General features: G+C 29.5%; 22 protein-coding genes. All 22 read right to left on the reverse strand.

What is annotated here, in order from left to right:
• Positions 1-43: 43 nt before the first annotated feature.
• A complete protein-coding gene (locus tag K0039_RS05050) occupies positions 44-646 on the reverse strand; it encodes a DUF4342 domain-containing protein (RefSeq protein WP_228103943.1) in 603 nt (200 codons plus the stop codon).
• Positions 647-1,408 carry a DNA repair protein RecO gene (gene recO / locus K0039_RS05055; RefSeq protein WP_228103944.1) on the reverse strand — a complete coding sequence of 254 codons (762 nt, stop codon included), beginning with the start codon at positions 1,406-1,408 and terminating at the stop codon, positions 647-649.
• Between the two features lie 194 nt (positions 1,409-1,602).
• Positions 1,603-2,976 (reverse strand): magnesium transporter, encoded by a 1,374-nt coding sequence (mgtE, locus tag K0039_RS05060; protein WP_228103945.1) that lies wholly within the window; start codon positions 2,974-2,976, stop codon positions 1,603-1,605.
• An 11-nt stretch (positions 2,977-2,987) separates the two neighbouring features.
• Entirely contained in the window at positions 2,988-3,878 is an 891-nt protein-coding gene (era, locus tag K0039_RS05065) for a GTPase Era (protein WP_228103946.1), read from the reverse strand.
• A 128-nt stretch (positions 3,879-4,006) separates the two neighbouring features.
• Entirely contained in the window at positions 4,007-4,729 is a 723-nt protein-coding gene (locus K0039_RS05070) for a diacylglycerol kinase (protein ID WP_228103947.1), read from the reverse strand.
• A gap of 5 nt (positions 4,730-4,734) precedes the next feature.
• Positions 4,735-5,196, reverse strand: coding sequence for an rRNA maturation RNase YbeY (gene ybeY, locus K0039_RS05075; RefSeq protein WP_228103948.1), 462 nt, complete (start codon positions 5,194-5,196; stop codon positions 4,735-4,737).
• 22 nt (positions 5,197-5,218) lie between these two features.
• Positions 5,219-6,232 (reverse strand): PhoH family protein, encoded by a 1,014-nt coding sequence (locus K0039_RS05080; protein ID WP_228103949.1) that lies wholly within the window; start codon positions 6,230-6,232, stop codon positions 5,219-5,221.
• Between the two features lie 31 nt (positions 6,233-6,263).
• The gene (yqfD, locus tag K0039_RS05085; RefSeq protein ID WP_228103950.1) at positions 6,264-7,559 is read right to left on the reverse strand and encodes a sporulation protein YqfD; all 1,296 of its coding nucleotides are present in this window, start codon (positions 7,557-7,559) and stop codon (positions 6,264-6,266) included.
• Between the two features lie 12 nt (positions 7,560-7,571).
• On the reverse strand, positions 7,572-7,808 hold the full coding sequence (locus tag K0039_RS05090; protein WP_228103951.1) for a YabP/YqfC family sporulation protein: 237 nt from the start codon (positions 7,806-7,808) through the stop codon (positions 7,572-7,574).
• Between the two features lie 115 nt (positions 7,809-7,923).
• Positions 7,924-8,421 (reverse strand): TspO/MBR family protein, encoded by a 498-nt coding sequence (locus K0039_RS05095; RefSeq protein ID WP_228103952.1) that lies wholly within the window; start codon positions 8,419-8,421, stop codon positions 7,924-7,926.
• Between the two features lie 129 nt (positions 8,422-8,550).
• Entirely contained in the window at positions 8,551-8,994 is a 444-nt protein-coding gene (locus tag K0039_RS05100; RefSeq protein WP_228103953.1) for a GatB/YqeY domain-containing protein, read from the reverse strand.
• A gap of 26 nt (positions 8,995-9,020) precedes the next feature.
• On the reverse strand, positions 9,021-9,200 hold the full coding sequence (rpsU, locus tag K0039_RS05105) for a 30S ribosomal protein S21 (protein WP_228103954.1): 180 nt from the start codon (positions 9,198-9,200) through the stop codon (positions 9,021-9,023).
• Positions 9,201-9,359: 159 nt separating this feature from the next.
• The gene (locus K0039_RS05110) at positions 9,360-9,710 is read right to left on the reverse strand and encodes a histidine triad nucleotide-binding protein (protein WP_228103955.1); all 351 of its coding nucleotides are present in this window, start codon (positions 9,708-9,710) and stop codon (positions 9,360-9,362) included.
• A gap of 45 nt (positions 9,711-9,755) precedes the next feature.
• A complete protein-coding gene (mtaB, locus tag K0039_RS05115; RefSeq protein ID WP_228103956.1) occupies positions 9,756-11,066 on the reverse strand; it encodes a tRNA (N(6)-L-threonylcarbamoyladenosine(37)-C(2))-methylthiotransferase MtaB in 1,311 nt (436 codons plus the stop codon).
• Complete coding sequence (locus K0039_RS05120; RefSeq protein ID WP_228103957.1) at positions 11,066-11,818, reverse strand: RsmE family RNA methyltransferase; 753 nt, start codon at positions 11,816-11,818, stop codon at positions 11,066-11,068. Before K0039_RS05120 ends, mtaB begins: the two co-directional genes overlap by 1 nt.
• 8 nt (positions 11,819-11,826) lie before the next feature.
• Positions 11,827-12,768, reverse strand: coding sequence for a 50S ribosomal protein L11 methyltransferase (gene prmA / locus K0039_RS05125; protein WP_228103958.1), 942 nt, complete (start codon positions 12,766-12,768; stop codon positions 11,827-11,829).
• Between the two features lie 154 nt (positions 12,769-12,922).
• Positions 12,923-14,083 (reverse strand): molecular chaperone DnaJ, encoded by a 1,161-nt coding sequence (gene dnaJ / locus K0039_RS05130; RefSeq protein ID WP_228103959.1) that lies wholly within the window; start codon positions 14,081-14,083, stop codon positions 12,923-12,925.
• Between the two features lie 132 nt (positions 14,084-14,215).
• Positions 14,216-16,045, reverse strand: a complete 1,830-nt coding sequence (gene dnaK, locus K0039_RS05135; RefSeq protein WP_228103960.1) for a molecular chaperone DnaK — start codon at positions 16,043-16,045, stop codon at positions 14,216-14,218.
• Positions 16,046-16,102: 57 nt separating this feature from the next.
• Positions 16,103-16,702 (reverse strand): nucleotide exchange factor GrpE, encoded by a 600-nt coding sequence (gene grpE, locus K0039_RS05140; protein WP_331476689.1) that lies wholly within the window; start codon positions 16,700-16,702, stop codon positions 16,103-16,105.
• A gap of 17 nt (positions 16,703-16,719) precedes the next feature.
• The gene (gene hrcA / locus K0039_RS05145; protein WP_228103961.1) at positions 16,720-17,751 is read right to left on the reverse strand and encodes a heat-inducible transcriptional repressor HrcA; all 1,032 of its coding nucleotides are present in this window, start codon (positions 17,749-17,751) and stop codon (positions 16,720-16,722) included.
• A gap of 115 nt (positions 17,752-17,866) precedes the next feature.
• Positions 17,867-18,997: a radical SAM family heme chaperone HemW gene (gene hemW / locus K0039_RS05150; RefSeq protein ID WP_228103962.1), complete on the reverse strand. Its 1,131-nt coding sequence runs from the start codon at positions 18,995-18,997 to the stop codon at positions 17,867-17,869.
• Positions 18,998-19,093: 96 nt separating this feature from the next.
• Positions 19,094-20,701, reverse strand: coding sequence for a gamma-glutamyltransferase family protein (locus tag K0039_RS05155; RefSeq protein ID WP_228103963.1), 1,608 nt, complete (start codon positions 20,699-20,701; stop codon positions 19,094-19,096).
• Between the last annotated feature and the right edge of the window lie 61 nt (positions 20,702-20,762).

The raw sequence follows: 20,762 nt of genomic DNA on the forward strand, positions 1-20,762 counted from the left end.
AACAAAACATAAAAAATTTGTCAATAAACTAGCTCATTATTTGTTATTCTTCATCCTTTTTTTCTCTGTAGTCATCTTTATTAAGGTCAATTATAACTTCGTCATTATTACATTCATTTTTATCTTCTGTATTTTTATTTTTCTTATCAACAGCTTGTTTTACATCTTTAGCAGCTGAACTTACCATATCTTTAATAATATTTAATTTTTCTTCGCTAAATTCACCTAAATCAACTATTGTGCCTTCATCTTCATTTTCAATTTTTATTCTATATTTTGCAAGTACTGATGCTGATAAACCTATTAATGATAATATTGGTGCAAATACTACTCCAACAACTCCTACTGTAATAGGTATATTCATTATTATTTTTCCATTTTTTTCAATAACTATACGTATAACATTGCTTTTTCTTAAAAGTTCTGTAATTTCTTCTTTTATTTTATCTGAGTCTTTTCCAAATATATCTTCAAATGATTTTTTTTCTTTATTTTCTTGTGCACCTGTAGAATTGCCTTGTAGTAAAATTATAGCATCAACCACATCTCCATCACATTTTTCAAGAGCTTCTTTTACCTGAGCATAAGTTGCTCCTGGCACTCTTTCCATCACCTGATCAATGGCTTCTATAGTTATTTTACTCATTTATTCCACTCCCTTTTTATTTAGACTTTTTAAAACATTCAATGATTTTTCATTCATATTTCCTAAATATTCATTCATGTAAATTTTTAAAATCTTATTTAGCTCATTTATTAGATATTTAGATACCTTAGCTTTAGAACATAAAAGCATATCATTTTTTAATATATAATCCATAAGTTTTGCGGTAGTTATATTTATCCTTAAGTTATGTTGGAAATTATCACTACACTTTTCACATAATATTCCACCTTCATATATATTAAATACAGGATTTTTAAAATTATTGTTATAACAGCTTACACATTTATTAACAATAGGTTTAAATCCTACATAATCTAAAAATTTGAGCTCAAAGCATAAACTCACATATTCCATGTCTATATTCTCTTCGCAAAATAAGTAAAGAGATTGAGCAAGTGATATAAATAGTCTGTTGTTAGATTGATTATCAATACTAAAATTGTCTATTAATTTTAGTATATGAGTTGCATAAGAAAAAGCCTCAAAATTATAAGATAAGTTATAAAAACTTTTTATAATTTCACTTTGGGTTACTCTATACATATTTCCTTCTTTTTTTAATGTAAAGTCAGAATATGCAAATATTTGCGAAGAGGATAATAAAGAACTTTTACTTTTCTTTGCTCCTCTAGCTATTGCAGCTATTTTTCCCAGCTTTCTAGTGTATATAGTTAATATTAAATCGCTTTCTTTATAGGTAACTGATTTAAGTACTATACCCTGGGTGTTTAATATTACCATTACTTATCTCCCTTTTATTCTTTCTTTTTAAGTAAGGCTTTGTGATTATTAATATACAAGTAAGCTTCTATACTTCCACTTTTTTTAAAAAATTGCCAACATATATGGTGCATATTATTACCCCCTTCTTACATTCTTTATAATATTTTTCGTAAGAATAGAGGAAATAATTCATATCTTTTAAAAACAATTTTTTACAGGAATATAGTTATTATTAAGAAAAATATGCATATTCCTATAAAATCAAGCATTACAGAAATTAGAGGCGCAGATACTATGGAAGTATCTATATCTAATCTCTTTAATAAAGCAGGGACAAATGCTCCAATAGTAGCCCCGAATATCATATTTATCAATATTGCCACTCCTACAAGTAAAGCAATACTTTGATTATTAATTATAATATATGTTCCAATTCCTCCTATCATTCCACATAGTACACCTGTTATTATCCCGACTAAAACTTCTTTTAGTGTATTATTTAAAGATGTCATATCTTTACTTGATAAGGTCATTATTGTTATAGATGAGGATTGCATACCTATGCTTCCCCCTAAACATAATATAACAGGTAAGAATAAAAGTATATTTACATAGGTTGAATCTGCTCCAATAAAATCTAACTTTGTTAAAAGTATTGTTGATAACAATCCCATTATTAGTATTATTATTAACCACGGCATTCTTGCTCTAACTGAAGATGTTACTTGTTGAAGTGGTGTGGAATTTTGATCTTCTGCCACATCTCTTTCATGTTCTGAAGAACCAGCCAGTTTATATAAGTCTTCACTTGCTTCTTCTTCCATAACATCTATAATATCATCTACTGTTATTATTCCTTTTAATACTCCTTGTTTATCTATTACTGGTATGGCGATTAAATCATATTTTGATACTAACCTAACAGCTTCTTCTCTATCTTCATCTACATCTATTGAAATAATATTTTCACTCATTAAATCTTCTACAATAACTGAATCTCTTGCTGTTATCAATTCTCTAAGAGATAAAACACCAACTAGTTTTTCATCGTTATCTACCACGTAGATATAATATATTGTCTCTGCATCTAAAGCATTTTTTCTCATGTGATCTATTGCTTCTTTTGCAGTCATATTTTTATTTATTTCAATATAACCAGGAGTCATTATACCACCAGCCGAATCTTCATCATATACTAATAATTCTTTAACATCATCAGCATCCTCTTTGCTTAAAAGATTCATTATTTTATGTCTTTCCTCTTCTTCTATTTCACTCAAAATATCTGTTAAATCATCTAATGACATTTGTTCTAAAATACTTCTACCATGTTCTTGATCTATATTAGATAATATTGATTTAAAGAAATCTGGACCACTTTCTTCTAGAATAGAAGCAGACATATCTATTGGCAATACTTCAAATAATTTTATTTTCATATCTTCATCTAAGTTTTCCATTACATCAAAAATATCCATAATATGATATTCTTCTAGCAATTCTATTAGATCTAATAATTTATTATTTTCAAGTAGGGATATAACATCCCTTAACAAATCCCTGGAATCTTCTTGTTTCTTATCCATATAATCCACCTTTATTTATCATTGTAACCAAAATCACTTATGTAATTTTGAGAGTTTCTCCAATTTTCTTTTACTTTTACCCATAATTGAAGATTAACTTTAGCTCCTAAAAGCAATTCCATGTCTTCTCTTGCTGACTTTCCTATTCCTTTTAGCTTTCTACCATTCTTTCCTATAATTATACCTTTATGTGAACTTCTTTCGCAACAGATAACCGCAGAAATATCTATGATGTTTTTATCTTCTCTAAATTTCATTCTTTCTATTTCTACTGCCACACCATGAGGAACTTCATCATGGACAAAGTGTAATACTTTTTCCCTAATTAGTTCAGAAACTAAAACTCTTTCTGGCTGGTCAGTTATCATATAATCTGGGAAATACTTTGGTCCTTCTTCAAGGTAACCTTCTATTACTTTTAATAACTCTTTTACATTTCTACCTTTTAATGCTGATACTGGTACTATTTCTTTGAATATACCTTCTTCATTATATAACTTCATTAAGTTAAATAAATCAACTTCTTCTATTAAATCCATTTTATTTATTACTAAAACTACAGGAGTTTTTATATTTCTTAAATCTTCCATGATTTTTTTATCTCCTGGTCCTATTTTCTTTGATTCATCAACAACAAATAATACTACATCTACATTTCTAAATGCATCTGTTGCTTGACTTACCATAAACTCACCTAACTTAGTTTTAGGTTTATGAATTCCTGGTGTATCTAAAAATACTATTTGGCAATCTTCATTTGTATAAACTGCCTGTATTGTATTTCTTGTTGTCTGAGGTTTATCGCTCATTATGGCGATTTTTTCTCCTATTACATTATTCATCAATGTAGATTTACCAACATTTGGTCTACCTACTATACTTACAAAGCCTGACTTAAACATTTATGATTCTCCTAACTTTTCTTTTGATTGTTTATATTATTGTTCATTTTTTCCTAGGTTTATATATATATTCATTTCACTAATATTTTTTATAAAAATTAAATAAACATCTAATATTATAACACATTTTAGTAAAAGTTAATTATTTTTAATTGGAAAACTAACATAGCCACTAAAATACCTAACAATGCTCCTGCAACTGCCTCCCAAAATGTATGTATCTTTCCTTCTATTCTACTTTGTGCTACTAGTAGCGCCATAACATAAGCTAAGGCTGATACTAAAGGTCTTTCAATTAACATTGTTATGGATGTAGCTACAGCAAAGGCAAGAGCTGAATGCCCACTTGGCATTCCCCCTTTTAGTGGTGTTCCTGTGGATGTTAATGCTTTTACTACTACTACAGATATTAATACCAATACAATACATATTAATGTAACATGAGGGTCTGATTTTCTTATGGTAAATATTAATGATTTGGATAAATCTGCAAATTTATCATAAAATATAAGGTAGCCAACAGCTACTGCATTTAATGCTGATATCAATACTCCTCCTGCTGCCACATCTTTTGCTATTTTAGCTAGCTTATGATATTTATCTGTAACCAAATCTACTGTATTTTCTATAGCAGTATTAAACATTTCAGCTATTATAACTAAAGAAATAGATAATATTAATATCATCATCTCCAATTTGCTTAAATCAAAACGCAAGCTTACAATTAATACTGCTACTGCTATAAAGTAATGTATTTTCATATTTCGCTCATATTTAAATGTATATAAGATACCCTGAATAGCTGCATTAAATGCTTCTATAATACTAGGGCGAGTTTTTTTATCTTTCATAAAAATTACTCCCTTGTTATACCAAGCTTATTTAAGATATGTTCTTCCTTTTCTCTCATTTCTTTGGTATTTTCATCTGTATCATGGTCGTATCCTAATAGATGGAATACACTATGACATACTAAAAAGCACACTTCTCTTTCAAAACTATGGTTGTATTCTCTACTTTGTTCAAAAGCTCTTTCTAGAGAAATTACTATATCTCCTAAAGATTCTTCTCCAAAATCTACATCAAATTCTTCATCTACTAAAAGAGGAAATGATAATACATCTGTAGGTCTATTTACTCCTCTAAAGTCTCTATTTAATTGATGTATTTCTTTATTATCAACAAATGATAAACTTACTTCGTAGTCATCATCGTAACCTTCATAATCTAAACACTCAGATATGATATCTTTTATTTTTTCTATTAACTCTTCTTTTACTTCTAATTTATCTTGTCTATTGTCTATTATTAATTCCATGCTTCCACCTTCTATTATCGTCTTATTTTTTTGTACTTTTATCTTTTCTTTTCATCTCTTGTTTTTTATTTAAATTAAAATCTTCTTTTTTCTCAAATTTTTCATAAGCTCTAATTATTCTTTGAACTAGCTCATGTCTTACAACATCTTTTTCGCTTAGTGCAATACTACCTATACCACTTACATTAGAAAGTATTTTTGTAGCTTGAACTAAACCACTTTTTTTATTGCTTGGAAGGTCCGTTTGAGTTATATCCCCAGTTACTACAGCCTTTGATCCAAAACCAAGTCTTGTTAAAAACATCTTCATTTGTTCTGGTGTAGTATTTTGAGCTTCATCTAATATGATAAATGCATTATCTAAAGTTCTACCTCTCATAAAAGCTAGTGGAGCAACTTCTATTGTTCCTCGTTCTAAGTATTTATTAAATCTATCAGGTCCTAGCATATCAAATAGAGCATCGTATAAAGGTCTTAAGTAAGGATCTACTTTGTCCTTCATATCTCCAGGTAAGAATCCCAAACTCTCTCCTGCTTCAACTGCAGGTCTAGTAAGAATTATTCTGCTTACTTCATCATTTTTAAAAGTTCTTACTGCCATAGCCACAGCTAAATAAGTTTTTCCTGTTCCTGCTGGCCCAATTCCAAAAGTTATATCATTATTTCTAATTAAATTTACATATTCCTTTTGACCTAAAGTTTTAGGTTGTACAGGATTTCCTTTTTTAGTTAAAACTATTACATCCTCTAATTCTTTTATCTTTCTTTCGCTTCCTTCAAATAATAGTTCTAAAGAGTAAGTAATACTTTGTTTATCTAAAGACTTTCCTTTGGATACTGAATCATGCAATTCATTCATTAATCTAAGTGCCAAGTCTACATTTTTTTCTTCCCCCATTAATACTATATTGCCTTCTCTGAGTATCACATCTATGTTTAGAGCATTTTCTATTAATTTTATATTTTCATCAAAATTCCCAAACAGTTCTCTTTCAAACTTCTCTTCTGACACTATAAATTTTTTTTGTATAATCAATTGAAATATTCCTCCTTAAGTGATATAGGGTTTATTGGTTTTCTTCATCTTTATTATTAGTTTTTATATCTTCTTCTTTAAATTCATTTCTTATATCATTAATAGGTCTGTTTTGTGGATTAGAACTCTTTTGTTCTCCTTCTTCTTGCTTTTTCTTTTTTAAATTAGACTTAATTATAGCTTCTGCCTCACTTTTACTTAATATATCAAGCTGAGCTATATCTTCACTTGTAGTTACCGTTACTGCATATTCTACCATACTTTTGTTTACATTATATTTATCCTTTGAATCTACTATTCTTGCTGATACTGGAATTGTATAATCTAACTCTTTTAGTACTGCTGTAGATAATTCTTCTTTTATTTTTTCAACATCTATTTTATTTTCAACCTTTTTTACTTCATAAAAAGTGCTTTCTATTATTTTCACAGGAAATGTATAATCTCCTATTTTAAGTTCATGTGTTTTATTTTCAATTTCATAGTCCTTATATTTTATTTTTCTCAATATTTTATATTTTTTATCATAGAAACTTATGGTATAAACTTTTTTCTTATTGTCAGTTCTTTGATTTTTAATATCTATGTAATTTGAAGATTTTTTTGCTTCATAAAAAGTGGTTGCCCAAACTTCTGGTAACGCTGTAGTATTAGCTCCATTGACTAAAACATCTCCCTTTTTTACTATGTCGCCTTCTTCAACAAGCGCTTCACCACTTCTAGGTACTACTTTTTCTATTATACCATCTTTTGTTGCTATAATATTACAATAATTAGAGTTTTCCTGCGAATTTTGACTTTCATCTTTTTTAGTTATATTTACAAAAATATTAGTTCCTTTAACGTTTATTGATACATAGGCAATTTGATTAAATTTACCCATTATATTGTCTCTTACAATTTTTCTATCTATGCTCTTTTTGTATACTCCTGGTTTAACTCCTTGTATGTAAAGCTCCTTCTTTAGAGCCGCTTTGTCTATTCCCTCTGGAGCTGTAATATACACATCTGTTACAAACTGTGATGTTGACATTAATATGATTAAGGAAATTATTGCACAAATAACCATTCCTCTATAAGTATATATTCTTTTAGCAATAAAAGGAATGCCTGTCTGTTTTTTAACCTTAATATTAAACTTGTTACTTCTGTGAATTTTTTTTAACTTTTTAAAATTCTCTCTATTAATATTAAATTGAATTTTAGTTTTTTCTATCCTATTTACATTGTAAACATATATTTTATTTCTTATAAGGTAATTTAAAAAGCTTTCTGTATCTAGTCCCTCTACAACAATTGTATAATATCCTCTTATGAAACCTATCACTACTATCTCCTCCTAATCAACATACTCTAGGGAGTATATAAGTCCTTTTATTCCAATTTCTTCTGTTTCTATATACTTTAATAAAAGCTTATCCCCAGTTATTTTTATTGTTTTAACCTTAGTCTTTATTTTAATTAAATTAGTGTCATAAGTTATAATTGATAAATAGTTTTCTATCTTAATAAATGTATTGCTTACTAAAGTAACTGTTGGTTGTGTTACTTTCAAATCTGGTGATATATCCATCATGAAAATCCCCTCCTCCTTGTATATTCTATTAATGTACCTCCTTAAAATTTCATGATTTTTATATCTTCATACAAAAAAAACTGAGAATACTCTCAGCATTTTTTATTTCATTTCTCTACTTATTTATGAACCATATAAAATAATTGAGAACTATAGCGTAAATCAACCAAAGAATGTATGGTATGTTTAAATAAGCTGCAATTGGTTTAATCTTATAAAACTTATAAACCATTATTAATACAAAAGCAAAAAGTAATATTAAATCTACTAATGCTGTTAATCTGAGTTGAAATCCAAAAAACAAGATAGACCATAAGAAATTTAGTCCTAGTTGAGCCCAAAAATAAAACATGGCATCTTTTATTTTTGTTTCATTTCTCCTTTGTGATAATATTATGTAAGACGATGTTCCCATTAATATGTATAACACAGTCCAAACAACAGGAAATACTATACCTGGAGGTGCAAATCCCGGTTTGATAAGTTCATGATAATATGTTATTGTATCTACTCCACTTATAGCTTGGGCTAAAATACTACTTAAGTATCCAACAAGCAATGGAATTAGCACACAGCATATATACTTTTTAACTTCTTTTACTGATATAATCAACTTCTTCCCTCTCTTTCACTTATTATTCTTATGTATTTCTATTAAATAAATATGAACAACAATAAGTGATTATGATTATTTATTTATTACAACACAAAAAAACCTAGAGATTACTCTCTAGGTTTTTATCTATTGTAAATTTTTCTTTACTAACTCATTTATTAGTTTTCCATCAGCTCTGCCTTTCACTTTAGGCATTATTGATGTCATAATTTTTTTCATATCTTTCATAGAAGTAGCTCCTACTTCAGATATAGTAGAAATTACAATTTCATTTAATTCTTCTTCGCTTAATTGTTGAGGTAGGTACTCTTTTAAAACTTCTATTTCTGCTTCTGCCTTGCTCACTAAATCTTCTCTCCCAGCTTTTGCAAACTCTTCATGAGAATCTCTAGTCTGCTTCAATTGCTTTGCAATAAGATCTACTATTTCATCGTCTCCTAATTCAACTCTATTATCAACTTCATATTGTTTAATAGAAGCTCTAATAAGAGTTATAACAGACTTCTTAATAGTATCTTTATTTTTCATAGAACATTTTAGATCTTCTTGTAACTTTTGTTTAAGGGACATTCCCCTCACCTCTTTATTTCTATTTACTATCTCTTAGCGTTTTTTCTTCTAGCTGCTTCAGCTTTTTTCTTACGTTTAACACTTGGCTTGTCATAGTGCTCTCTTTTTCTCACTTCTGACATTATGCCAGACATTGCACATTGACGTTTAAATCTTCTTAAAGCACTGTCCAATGATTCATTTTCTCTTATTCTTACTTCTGACATTCTTTTTCCCTCCCTCCGATTGCGCGAATTATGCTGGGACTGTAATCTGATTATATCTGCATCACTGCATTACAACCTCACACTTTGTTTATTATAAACTAAAATTAAACTTTTATCAAGTATTTAATTATTTATAATTTCAAATTATTTACTAAAAAATTATTTCTTATCATCTTCATAATTAGGTAATTTTTTACCTGCTAATATATGATAGTGAAGGTGTTTTACTTCTTGACCTCCGTCACTTCCACAGTTATTAATTATTCTAAACCCAGCATCACTAAAACCTTTATCTATAGCTATTTTATTTATAACAGAGTGAATGTGTGCAACAATTTCAATTTCTTTATCTGAAATATCTATTATACTATCGTAATGTTTTTTCGGAACAACTAATATATGATATGGTGCCACAGGATTTATGTCATTAAAAGCTAAAACTTTATCATCTTCATATACTTTGTCACAAGGTATATCTCCATCTATTATTTTGCAAAATAAACAATCCATTTTTCCACCTCCTCACTATTGATTATAACCCTAAAATTCTACATGTTATACTAAAATTCCTTCTACATATTCATCTTTTACTTCTGTAATTTTAACTTTCAGTATTTTTCCACAAATATCTTCATTACAATTCACAAAAGTTTTTAGGTAGTTAGGAGTTAATCCTTCATATTTATTTTCTTCAGTTTTTTGTTCAAATAATACTTCAAATTCTTTGCCCACCATTCTTGATGCAAATTTTTCAAAGTTTTCTTTATTTAACTGCAGAAGTTTTTCACTTCTTTCATGTTTAATTTGTGGAGAAATTTGATCTTTCATGTCTGCCGCTTTAGTCCCTTTTCTTGGTGAATACTTGAATATATGCATTTGTGATAACTCAATATCTTTTAGGAAATTGTAAGTTTGTTCAAACTCTTTTTCTGTTTCACCAGGGAACCCAACTATTACATCAGTAGTTATTGTTACATTAGGAATTTCTCTTCTCAATTTATCAACTATTTCTTTATATTCCTCAGTTGTATATCTTCTGTTCATTCTTTCTAATGTCTCATCACATCCACTTTGTAGTGATAAATGATAATGAGGCATTACTTTTTCCATTTTTGATACTTTATTTACAAATTCATCTGTGAATAGTATAGGTTCAACAGAACTTGTTCTTATTCTTCTTATTCCATCTATTTCATCTATTTTCTTAATTACGTCTAAAAGGACCACTTGTTCTTCTTTTAAATCTTTTCCATAAGAAGCTACATGTATACCTGTAAGTACCACTTCTTCGTACCCATTTTCAGCTAAAGTTTTAGCTTCATTTACTATGCTTTCCATATCTCTACTTCTTACTTTTCCACCTCTAGCGTAAGGTATTATACAGTAAGTACAGAATCTATCACATCCATCTTGTATTTTCATAAATGCTCTAGTTCTTCCGTTTGATTGGCTTATTTCTATATCTTCGAAAGCTCTAACCTTCATTATGTCATCAACTGTAGAAGCTTTTTTATCTCCTTCTACAACTTCTAGTTTTTTTATTTCATCAACTATAGTTCTTCTCTCATTAGTTCCCATTACAAGGTTTACTTCTTCTATTTCAAGTATTTCTTCTGGCGAAACTTGAGAATAACATCCAACAACAGCTATTATAGCATTTGGATTTTTCTTTTTCATTCTTCTTATATATTGACGCGATTTTCTATCACTCATATGCGTTACCGTACATGTGTTTATAACATAAACATCTGCATAATCTTCGCTACCAACTTGCTCATATCCATCTTCTTTGAACATTTCAAGCATAGCTTCTGTTTCATATTGATTTACTTTACAACCTAAAGTATAAAAAGCTACTTTTTTCATTATATATTTCCTCCTAAGTCACTTAGCTCATATAAAACTATGGATGAAGCAACTACAGATGCAGTTTCTGTTCTAAGTATTCTAGGTCCTAGAGAAACTACTTTTCCATCTATATTTTGAATTTTTTCAATTTCTTCTTCTTCAAATCCACCTTCTGGTCCAACAAAAATTCCAATTGTATTTGCACTAGAGTCCTTTAAACCTTCTTTTATAGAAATTGTTCTTTCATTTTCATAAGGACAAAGATTTAAATCATTATTTTTCATATCTTCTAGGGCTTCCTTAAAGGTTAAAACTCCTGTAAGTTTTGGTATTTTACCTCTTTTACTTTGCTTAGCTGCTTCGTAGATGATTCTTTCCCATCTTTCAATCTTTTTATCTTCTTTTTTATTGTCAATTTTAGTTACACTTCTTTTGGTTTGTACTAAAACTATCTCATTTACGCCTATTTCTGTTAGTTTTTGAAGTATTAACTCCATTTTGGTTCCTTTAGGCATACCTTGATATAACTTGACTTTTAAATCAGATTCGCGTTTTATATTTGCTTTTTCAATTATGTCTAATAATATACTGTCTTCATTTATTTCTTTTATTTCACAAATATACTCATTATTGTCCATATCACACACTTCTAATTTATCACTTTCTTTACATCTAAGAACTCTAGAAATATGCTTAACGTCTTCACCTTCAATAATACAAGTATTTTGTTCTAAATTAATGTTATTTTTAGGTGTGAAAAATCTATCCATAATTTCACCTACTTAAGTTTTGATACTATAGCTGACCATTCACCAAGTTTCACTATCTCAACTATTTCAAATCCATTTTTTTCTAAAGCTTCTACGACTTCATCTATCTTAGCATGAATTATTCCTGATGATATAAACACTCCATCCTCACTTAAGAATTTACTTACGTCATTAGCTAATATTTTTATTATATCGGCTATTATGTTAGCAACAATCACATCTGCTTTTCCTTCTACAACTTCAAATAAGCTACCATGTTTTACAACAACGTTGTCTGATACATTATTTAGTTCACAGTTTTCTTTAGAAACTCTCACTGCAACTTCATCTAAATCTCCTGCAACAACTTCTTTTGCACCAAGTTTAGCTGCAGCTATAGCAAGTATCCCACTTCCACATCCTATATCAAATACTCTCTTAGTTTTATCCACATATTTTTCTAATTCTCTAATACACATTGAAGTCGTTTCATGAGTCCCCGTACCGAAGGCCATTCCTGGATCTAACTCTATTATTAAATCACCTTCTTGCTTATCATAATCTTCCCAAGTAGGTTTCACTACAATTTTTTGCCCAATCTTTGTTGGTTTATAATATTTCTTCCATTCATTTGCCCAATCTGACTCATTAACATTACTTAAACATACAGTTCCTTCTCCTATGTCTAAACCGAAAGATGGTAGTAGGGATATTTTAGCTTTTATAGTTTCAACAAGTTCTAATACATTTCTCTCTTCTGGTATATATGTTTTAATTAATACACCATCTTGATTACTTTTGTTAAATACTTCTTCTTCTACATAATCCCAATCTAATTCATTTTTCTTCTGGAATAAGAAATCTTTAGGGTCTTCTATCATTACCCCTCCACATCTTTCTTCTAATAATATATTACTTATAGCTTCAACAGCTTCTGTCGTCGTTTTCACTGTTACTTCTGTCCAATTCATATGTAAACCTTCTTTCAATAATTTAATACTTTTTCATGAATTTTATTATATCATAATTATTCTCTTTTATAATATTGTTTTATACATATAATAATCATAATCACATAAAAAATCCCTCCAATGCGATATAATTGGAAGGATTTTTTATATATTTTTACTTCTTTTTTAAATTCTTAAAGAAACTATCTATTTTATCACTTAAACCTTTTTGCCTTTCATGCACCTCTTCGCCACATTCTTTAGCAAACTGTCTTACTAATTCTTTTTGTTTATCATTTAGCTTTTTAGGTATCTCAACAGTTACTTTAACATATTGATCTCCTCTAACATTAGATCTTAATTTTGGTATACCTTTACCTTTTAATCTAAATACTGTTCCTGTTTGAGTTCCCTCTGGAACTTGGTATTGTACTTTTCCATCTAATGTTGGGACTTGTATCTCATCTCCAAGAGTAGCTTGTGCAAATGTTATCGGCATTTCTAAATAAACATCATAACCTTCTCTTGTGAATAATTGATGAGCATTTACACTTACTTCAATGTATAAGTCACCTCTCGGTCCACCTCTAGTTCCAAGCTCTCCTTGGCCAGAAAGCTTAATCATTTGACCTTCATCTATACCTGCCGGTATATCAACTTCTATAGTCTTAGCTTTTCTTATACTTCCTTTTCCGTGGCATTTGCTACATGGCGAGTCTATAACTTCACCTTCACCGTTACATGTAGAACATGTTCTTGTACTTGCTATATTACCAAAAGGAGTTCTTTGAACTGATTGTACTTGACCGCTACCATTACAAGTAGGACAAGTTTTCTTTAAAGTTCCTGGTTTTGCACCACTTCCATGACATTCATCACATTCTTCACTTCTATTAATTTTAACTTGAACTTTTTTACCAAAAGCAGCTTCTTCGAAAGATATATTTATCCTTTGTCTTATATCAGCTCCACGTTCAGGCCCTCTTCTTCTTGGTCTTCCACCACCAAAGCCTCCACCAAACATATCGCCAAATATGTCTCCAAATATATCATCAAATCCACCAAATCCTTGGCCACCGAAACCTCCAGCACCACCAAATCCTTGGCCATTTACACCTTCATGACCAAATTGGTCATAATTTTTTCTCTTAGTTTCATCTGATAATACTTCATAAGCTTCATTTATCTCTTTAAATTTTTCTTCCGCTTCTTTGTCACCTGGGTTTTTATCTGGGTGATATTTCATTGCTAATTTTCTATAAGCCTTCTTTATCTCCGTTGCATCCGCACTTTTGCCCACGCCTAAGACATCATAGTAGTCTCTTTTAGTACTCAAGTTTTGTCACCACCTTTATATTACAAAACAATAGCTTGTAGAATATTAAACTACAAGCTATTATTAATTGTTTTAAACAGATTAATATCCTTAATTTATTATACACAATCTGTATGTTTTTGCAATTAAATCTTATACTTCTTTAAAATCTGCATCTACTACATCATCATTTGATTGATTTTCTTGTGCTTGTTCTCCACCTTGAGCTTCTTGCTCAGCTTGAGCTTGTTGATACATTTGCTCAGAAACTTTGTGGAATTTGTTCATTACTTCATCTATTGCAGCTTTTATTTCTTCAGCTGTAGAAGCTTCTTTCTCTTTTACTTCTTTTAATGAAGCAATAGCTGCTTCTATCGCAGATTTATCATCAGCACTTACTTTATCACCAAGTTCATTTAAAGTTTTTTCTGTTTGATATATAGTTGAATCTGCTTGGTTAAGAGCTTCTATTTTATCTTTTTTAGATTTATCAGCTTCAGCATTCATTTCAGCTTCTTTAACTTTCTTTTCTATTTCGTCTTCACTTAAGTTAGTTCCTGAAGTTATAGTAACTTTTTGCTCTTTTCCAGTTCCTAAATCTTTAGCAGTAACGTGAACTATACCGTTAGCATCTATATCGAAAGTAACTTCTATTTGAGGTATTCCTCTTGGTGCTGGTGGTATTTCAGATAATTGGAATCTACCTAAAGTAGTATTGTCGTAAGACATACTTCTTTCACCTTGAAGAACGTGTATATCAACAGCAGTTTGGTTATCTGCAGCAGTTGAGAATACTTGTGATTTCTTAGTTGGTATAGTAGTATTTCTTTCTATTATTTTAGTCATTACGTTACCCATAGTTTCTATTCCTAGAGATAATGGAGTTACGTCTAATAATAATAAGTCGTTAACTTCACCAGTTAATACACCAGCTTGTATAGCAGCACCAGCAGCAACACATTCGTCTGGGTTTATACCTTTGTGAGGTTCTTTTCCTATGAATTTCTTAACAGCATCTTGAACTGCTGGTATTCTTGTAGATCCACCTACTAGTAATACATCATCTATTTCTGATACAGAAAGACCAGCATCAGATAAAGCTCTCTTAGTTGGTTCCATAGTTTTTTCTACTAAACCATGAGTTAATTCATCAAATTTAGCTCTTGATAAATCTATATTCATATGTTTTGGCCCACTTGCTGTAGCAGTTATGAATGGCAAGTTTATATTTGTTGTCATTGTTGAAGATAGTTCTTTTTTAGCTTTTTCAGCAGCTTCTTTTAATCTTTGAAGAGCCATATTGTCTTGTCTTAAGTCAACACCTTCAGCTTTTTTGAATTCTTCAGCTAAATAATCTATTACAACTTTATCGAAGTCATCTCCACCTAATCTATTGTTACCAGCAGTAGCTAAAACTTCGAAAGTACCATCACCTATTTCAAGTATAGATACGTCGAAAGTACCTCCACCTAAGTCAAATACTAATATTTTCTTATCTTGATCTAATTTGTCCATACCGTATGCAAGAGCTGCTGCAGTTGGCTCATTTATTATTCTCTTAACTTCTAACCCTGCTATTCTACCAGCATCTTTAGTTGCTTGTCTTTGAGCATCTGTGAAGTAAGCTGGAACTGTTATAACAGCTTCTTTAACTGGTTGACCTAAGTAACTTTCAGCATCAGCTTTTAATTTTTGAAGTGTTATAGCTGATATTTCTTGTGGCGTATATGATTTTCCTTCTATATTAACTTTATAATCTGTACCCATATGAGTTTTTATAGAGGTTACTGTATTGTCAGCATTTGTAACTGCTTGTCTTTTTGCAGGCTCCCCTACTATTCTTTCTCCATCTTTTGTGAATGCAACTACCGATGGAGTAGTTCTCATACCTTCATTATTTGCTATTATTTGTGGTTCTCCATTTTCTAAAACAGCAACACATGAGTTTGTTGTTCCTAAATCTATTCCTATTACTTTTGACATAATTCATTTCCTCCTTAATTCTTCATCTATTTAAATTTTAATAATTTGTTATTTTAATTAACAAGAAACTTTAACCATTGTAGGTCTTATTACTTTTGTATTTAGCTTATAACCTTTTTGTAGTACCATTACGACTTTGTTTGCTTCTACTCCATCTACACTTTCTTGCATCACAGCTAAATGTAAATTGGGGTCAAAATCTTCATTTAATGCATTGATTTCTTCAACCTCAAATTTTTGTAAACAGTCAATTAACTGTTTATGTACAAGTTCAATACCTTTGTACATATCATCTTCTTTATCTGTACAAGCATCCATAGCTCTTTCCATGCTATCAATGACAGGTATTAATTCTGTAATTATTTTTTCATTGGCAAATATACCTACAGTTTGCTTCTCTTCTTGAGTTCTTCTCATATAGTTAGAATACTCAGCTTGGAGTCTTTTATATTTGTCCTCTTTTTCTTCTACTTGTTTTTCAAGTTCTTCTATTTTGTTATTTATTTTTTTTTCTTCTAATTTAGAGTTTATATCTGTTACATTTTCTTCACACCTAGCTTCTGTTTCTAAATTTCCTTCAGATGTTTGTGTTACTTCCTCTTCATTAGAAGTGCAATTTTCTTGTATTTTTTCATCCTGATTCATGTTATTTTCCAAGATTTACACCCCTCAGCTTAAAATTTATTTGATTTATTATTTAATAATATATTCATATAATTTATTATAGAATATATTCTAGAATAATCCATTCTTGTTGGTCCTATGAAACTTATACGCCCAATCAAATCCTCATCTACCTTATAGGTAGCTGTTACAACGCTACATTCTTGAGCTTGTTCACAATCATTGTCACTTCCAATAATAATCGTAGCATTCTCCTTTAATATTCCCTTTGACTTAACTATTTGGGCAATTGTTTCCTTTGTACCTAACATGTCTAAAAAGGACCTAGCCTTTAACACGTCATTAAATTCTGGATAATTAAAAATGTTAGTAGCCCCATTTAAAGTCATTGAAAGCTCTTCCTCAGTAGGATTTGTATTTAACATATTAAGTAATTGGTCTATTATAGATGAATATTCTCCAATCTCATATTTTATATATGCTATTAATCTATCATCTATTTCTGTTATAGTTTTGCCAGAAAGCTTTCTAGTTAAATTATCAGAAATTAAATTCAACTTAGCTTGATCTAAATCAATATTAGCACTTAAGCTGGATTTTTTTATATCGCCTTTTTCTGTAACTACTATTAACAAAATTTCACTTTCATGCATTCTAACCAATTGAATATGTTTAATTTCACTGAAAGTAGCCAAATGTTTTGTCATTGCAACAGTAGTATAATTAGTAAGTTGGGATAACATTTTTGATGTTTCATGTATTAAATCTTGAATATGATTCATATTACCATCTACACATCTTTCAATTACCTCTTTATCACTATCACTAAGTTCTATAGTGTTCATAAGAGAATTTACGTATAGCTTATAACCCTTTTCTGTAGGAACTCTTCCTGCAGATGTATAAGGTTGAACTAAATATCCTAGTTCTTCTAAGTCGGCCATTTCATTTCTAATAGTTGCTGCACTAACACCAAGGTTATATTTTTTTGATATTGTTCTAGACCCTACAGCTTCAGCTGTTTCTATATAATCTTTAACTATTGCTTTGAGGATATTCATTTTTCTTTCATTCAATTCCATTTTTAAATACCTCCTTCGCTGTTAGCACTCACTAAATCCGAGTGCTAAAAAGATTATATATATTATATACCACGTTAATTTTTTATTGTCAATAGGTTTTAAATAATTTGTTTTCTTATTTTATAAATTCTACAAAGACACTGTTCGATATTTCCCTACCTTTTTGAGTTAATATCATGCCTTCATCACTAATTTTAATCAATTTCATTTTCTTCAATTTATTAATTTCTTTTTCATATACTTCTTTAAAATTAATATTGTATTTTTCATTGAAATCCCTAAATTTTATGCCTTCATTCATTCTTAAGCCTAAAAATATACTTTCCTCTATTTTATCTTTAATACATAGTTTTTCTTCCCACTCTATAGGTTTTTTGAAACTATTTATTATATTTTCATATTTATTTAGTTCACTCAAGTTATTATATCTTGTTTCATTTAAAAATCCTGATGCTGAGGCACCTAATCCAAGGTAATTTTCACACTTCCAATATAAAATATTGTGCTTACATTCAAATCCTTCTTTTGAATAATTGGATATTTCATATTGATTATATCCATGTGATTTCAAGTAATTTATCGTATACTCATACATTTCAATATCTGTATCTTCATCTAATAATTTGAATTCTTTTCTTTCATACATCTTAAATAATTCTGTATCTTCTTCTAGTATTAAAGAATATGCAGAAATATGAGTAGGATTTAATTTTACAATTTTTTCTAGCGACTCCATCCAATCCTTTTTGCTTTGATTTGGAAGAGCATACATAAGATCAATATTTATATTTTTGAAACCAACTTCTTTTGCTTGATAGTAATTTTTTTCAAATTCTTCATATGTATGTATTCTTCCTATATATTCTAAGTGATTATTTTGCACCGCTTGTAAACCAATACTTAACCTATTCACTCCACATTCTTTCATTGTTTTTAATTTATTTAAAGTTAATGTGCCAGGATTACATTCCATGGTTATTTCTGCATTATTTTTTATATTAAAATTATTTTTTATATTATCAAACAAAAACCTTATTTCTTCCTGATTTAATATACTCGGCGTCCCCCCTCCAATAAATATTGTATCAATCTCTTTTCCTCTTATTTCTTCTTCATAAAACTTCATTTCTCTTTGCAAAGCATTTAAATATTTTCTTTTTTCATCCAAGTTTAATTTGTATGAATTAAAATCACAATATTTGCACTTTGATATACAAAAAGGAATATGTACATATAATCCCAACATTTCATCACCTCTTTTATTTTTAAGTATCTTTATATTATTACCATTACTTATTAAATTTAAAAAACCTCATTTATTTTCATAAATGAGGTTTAATATCTATTTATATTTAACTTGGTATTCTCCACGTCTTCTATAGTCTGCTCCACCAGTTATTCCTTTTGATTTATCTTTTATTATAGTTTGAATAGATCCATAAAAAACATTAGAATCATAATAAGTTACTGAGTATCCTTTTGAGGCCATTTCATTAATAGTATTATCAGAAAGCTGTCTTTCTGTTAATATTTCCGTATTATTTCTAAATACAGTTCTAGGCTCATCTATAGATTCAGATATATTCTCACCAAACTTAAGGTGGTTTAATAACACTTCAGAAATAGCTTGAGGTATAACATTACCTCCTGGAGAAGCAATCCCCATGATAAAATCTTTATCTTTTCTTATTATAGTTGGAGCTATAAATGTTCTCGATCTTTTTCCTGGTTTATAAGCATTTATAGAATTTGCATTTTTATTAAAGTGACCTACTGAATCATTTAAGAAAAATCCTCCTACCGTTACTTGAGAACCAAAAAAATCACCTAATGTATTTGTGCAAGAGACTACCATTCCATCTTTATCAGTTACAACAAAAGCTGTAGTATCTTCACTTTCATCTTCAGTTATATCTTCAATATACTTTTTCTCATATAGTTTTTTTACATAATTATCAGTTACATATTTTTGAGAATCAACATTTTCAAAATTAGGATCTGCAATATGTGCCTTTCTATTAGTGTAAGCAATGTTTACTATTTGAGACATTTTTTCTAAATAATCCGCTTCATTGGTAGCAAATTTTTGAACATCAGCATATTCGGACATTTTCAATATTTGTAGTAACGTGGCACCACCAAATGGCGCTGGAGCTGTTACAACTTCATATCCATTAAATTTACCTGTTAACGGTTTTACAATTTCCGTTTTATAAGCAGATAGATCTTCTGATTTTAGTAAGCCACCTAGTGTTAATTGTTGAGCAATCACTCCATTATAGAAAGCATTCGCTCCACCCTCTTGGATAGTTTTTAAAGTAGTTGCTAATTCCGGCTGAACTATGGTCGTTCCCTCACTCTTTGGCTGACCATTTTCATCATAGAATGTAGTCAAACTATTCATATCTGAATATCCTTTAAAAATATCAAGTCTATTATATAGATTTGTATTCATTTCAAATCCATTTTCAGCATAATCAACAGATGGCTGTATAAGTTCTTTCATTTCTTTTGTACCATAAGTACTGTTTACTTCTTCCATACCCTTTACAAAACCAGGCACACCAATACCGCTAGTTTGAGTTGCAGAACTTATAGGAGCTGTTTCTCTGTAATTAAAGAATTTGAAATCATCATCTTTGGGTGAATAAACAAGCATCGCTCCTCCTCCACCAATTCCTGAACCATAAGGTTCAACAACACCTAATACATATGATATTGCTACCGCTGCATCTGCAGCATTTCCTCCGTTTTTCAAAACGTCCATCCCAACCTTAACAGCTAAAGGATTAGACGAGCTTACTCCATACCCTTCTAGACCATCTCTTTTTAATACCTTATTCACACCTACAGTAAACATAGTCTGAATATTATCATAGAAAACTAAGCTTAAACCTAATGCAAGTGCTAACAGCACAGATGCAATTTGTTTCCATCTTGATTTTTTCAATCCATTCTCTCCTTTTTGATATTAATTTTCGTTAGTGATAAAGATTAAATTATCCCCTTTT

Source organism: Terrisporobacter mayombei (assembly GCF_020748465.1).
GTDB classification, from domain to species: Bacteria; Bacillota; Clostridia; order Peptostreptococcales; family Peptostreptococcaceae; genus Terrisporobacter; species Terrisporobacter mayombei.

Bases quoted from the DNA above. Each gene is read 5' to 3' on its own strand.
- K0039_RS05050 (WP_228103943.1), bottom strand. From the start codon at position 646: ATGAGTAAAATAACTATAGAAGCCATTGATCAGGTGATGGAAAGAGTG.
- recO (WP_228103944.1), bottom strand. From the start codon at position 1,408: ATGGTAATATTAAACACCCAGGGTATAGTACTTAAATCAGTTACCTAT.
- mgtE (WP_228103945.1), bottom strand. From the start codon at position 2,976: ATGGATAAGAAACAAGAAGATTCCAGGGATTTGTTAAGGGATGTTATA.
- era (WP_228103946.1), bottom strand. From the start codon at position 3,878: ATGTTTAAGTCAGGCTTTGTAAGTATAGTAGGTAGACCAAATGTTGGT.
- K0039_RS05070 (WP_228103947.1), bottom strand. From the start codon at position 4,729: ATGAAAGATAAAAAAACTCGCCCTAGTATTATAGAAGCATTTAATGCA.
- ybeY (WP_228103948.1), bottom strand. From the start codon at position 5,196: ATGGAATTAATAATAGACAATAGACAAGATAAATTAGAAGTAAAAGAA.
- K0039_RS05090 (WP_228103951.1), bottom strand. From the start codon at position 7,808: ATGATGGATATATCACCAGATTTGAAAGTAACACAACCAACAGTTACT.
- K0039_RS05100 (WP_228103953.1), bottom strand. From the start codon at position 8,994: ATGTCCCTTAAACAAAAGTTACAAGAAGATCTAAAATGTTCTATGAAA.
- rpsU (WP_228103954.1), bottom strand. From the start codon at position 9,200: ATGTCAGAAGTAAGAATAAGAGAAAATGAATCATTGGACAGTGCTTTA.
- K0039_RS05110 (WP_228103955.1), bottom strand. From the start codon at position 9,710: ATGGATTGTTTATTTTGCAAAATAATAGATGGAGATATACCTTGTGAC.
- mtaB (WP_228103956.1), bottom strand. From the start codon at position 11,066: ATGAAAAAAGTAGCTTTTTATACTTTAGGTTGTAAAGTAAATCAATAT.
- K0039_RS05120 (WP_228103957.1), bottom strand. From the start codon at position 11,818: ATGGATAGATTTTTCACACCTAAAAATAACATTAATTTAGAACAAAAT.
- prmA (WP_228103958.1), bottom strand. From the start codon at position 12,768: ATGAATTGGACAGAAGTAACAGTGAAAACGACGACAGAAGCTGTTGAA.
- dnaK (WP_228103960.1), bottom strand. From the start codon at position 16,045: ATGTCAAAAGTAATAGGAATAGATTTAGGAACAACAAACTCATGTGTT.
- hrcA (WP_228103961.1), bottom strand. From the start codon at position 17,751: ATGGAATTGAATGAAAGAAAAATGAATATCCTCAAAGCAATAGTTAAA.
- hemW (WP_228103962.1), bottom strand. From the start codon at position 18,997: ATGTTGGGATTATATGTACATATTCCTTTTTGTATATCAAAGTGCAAA.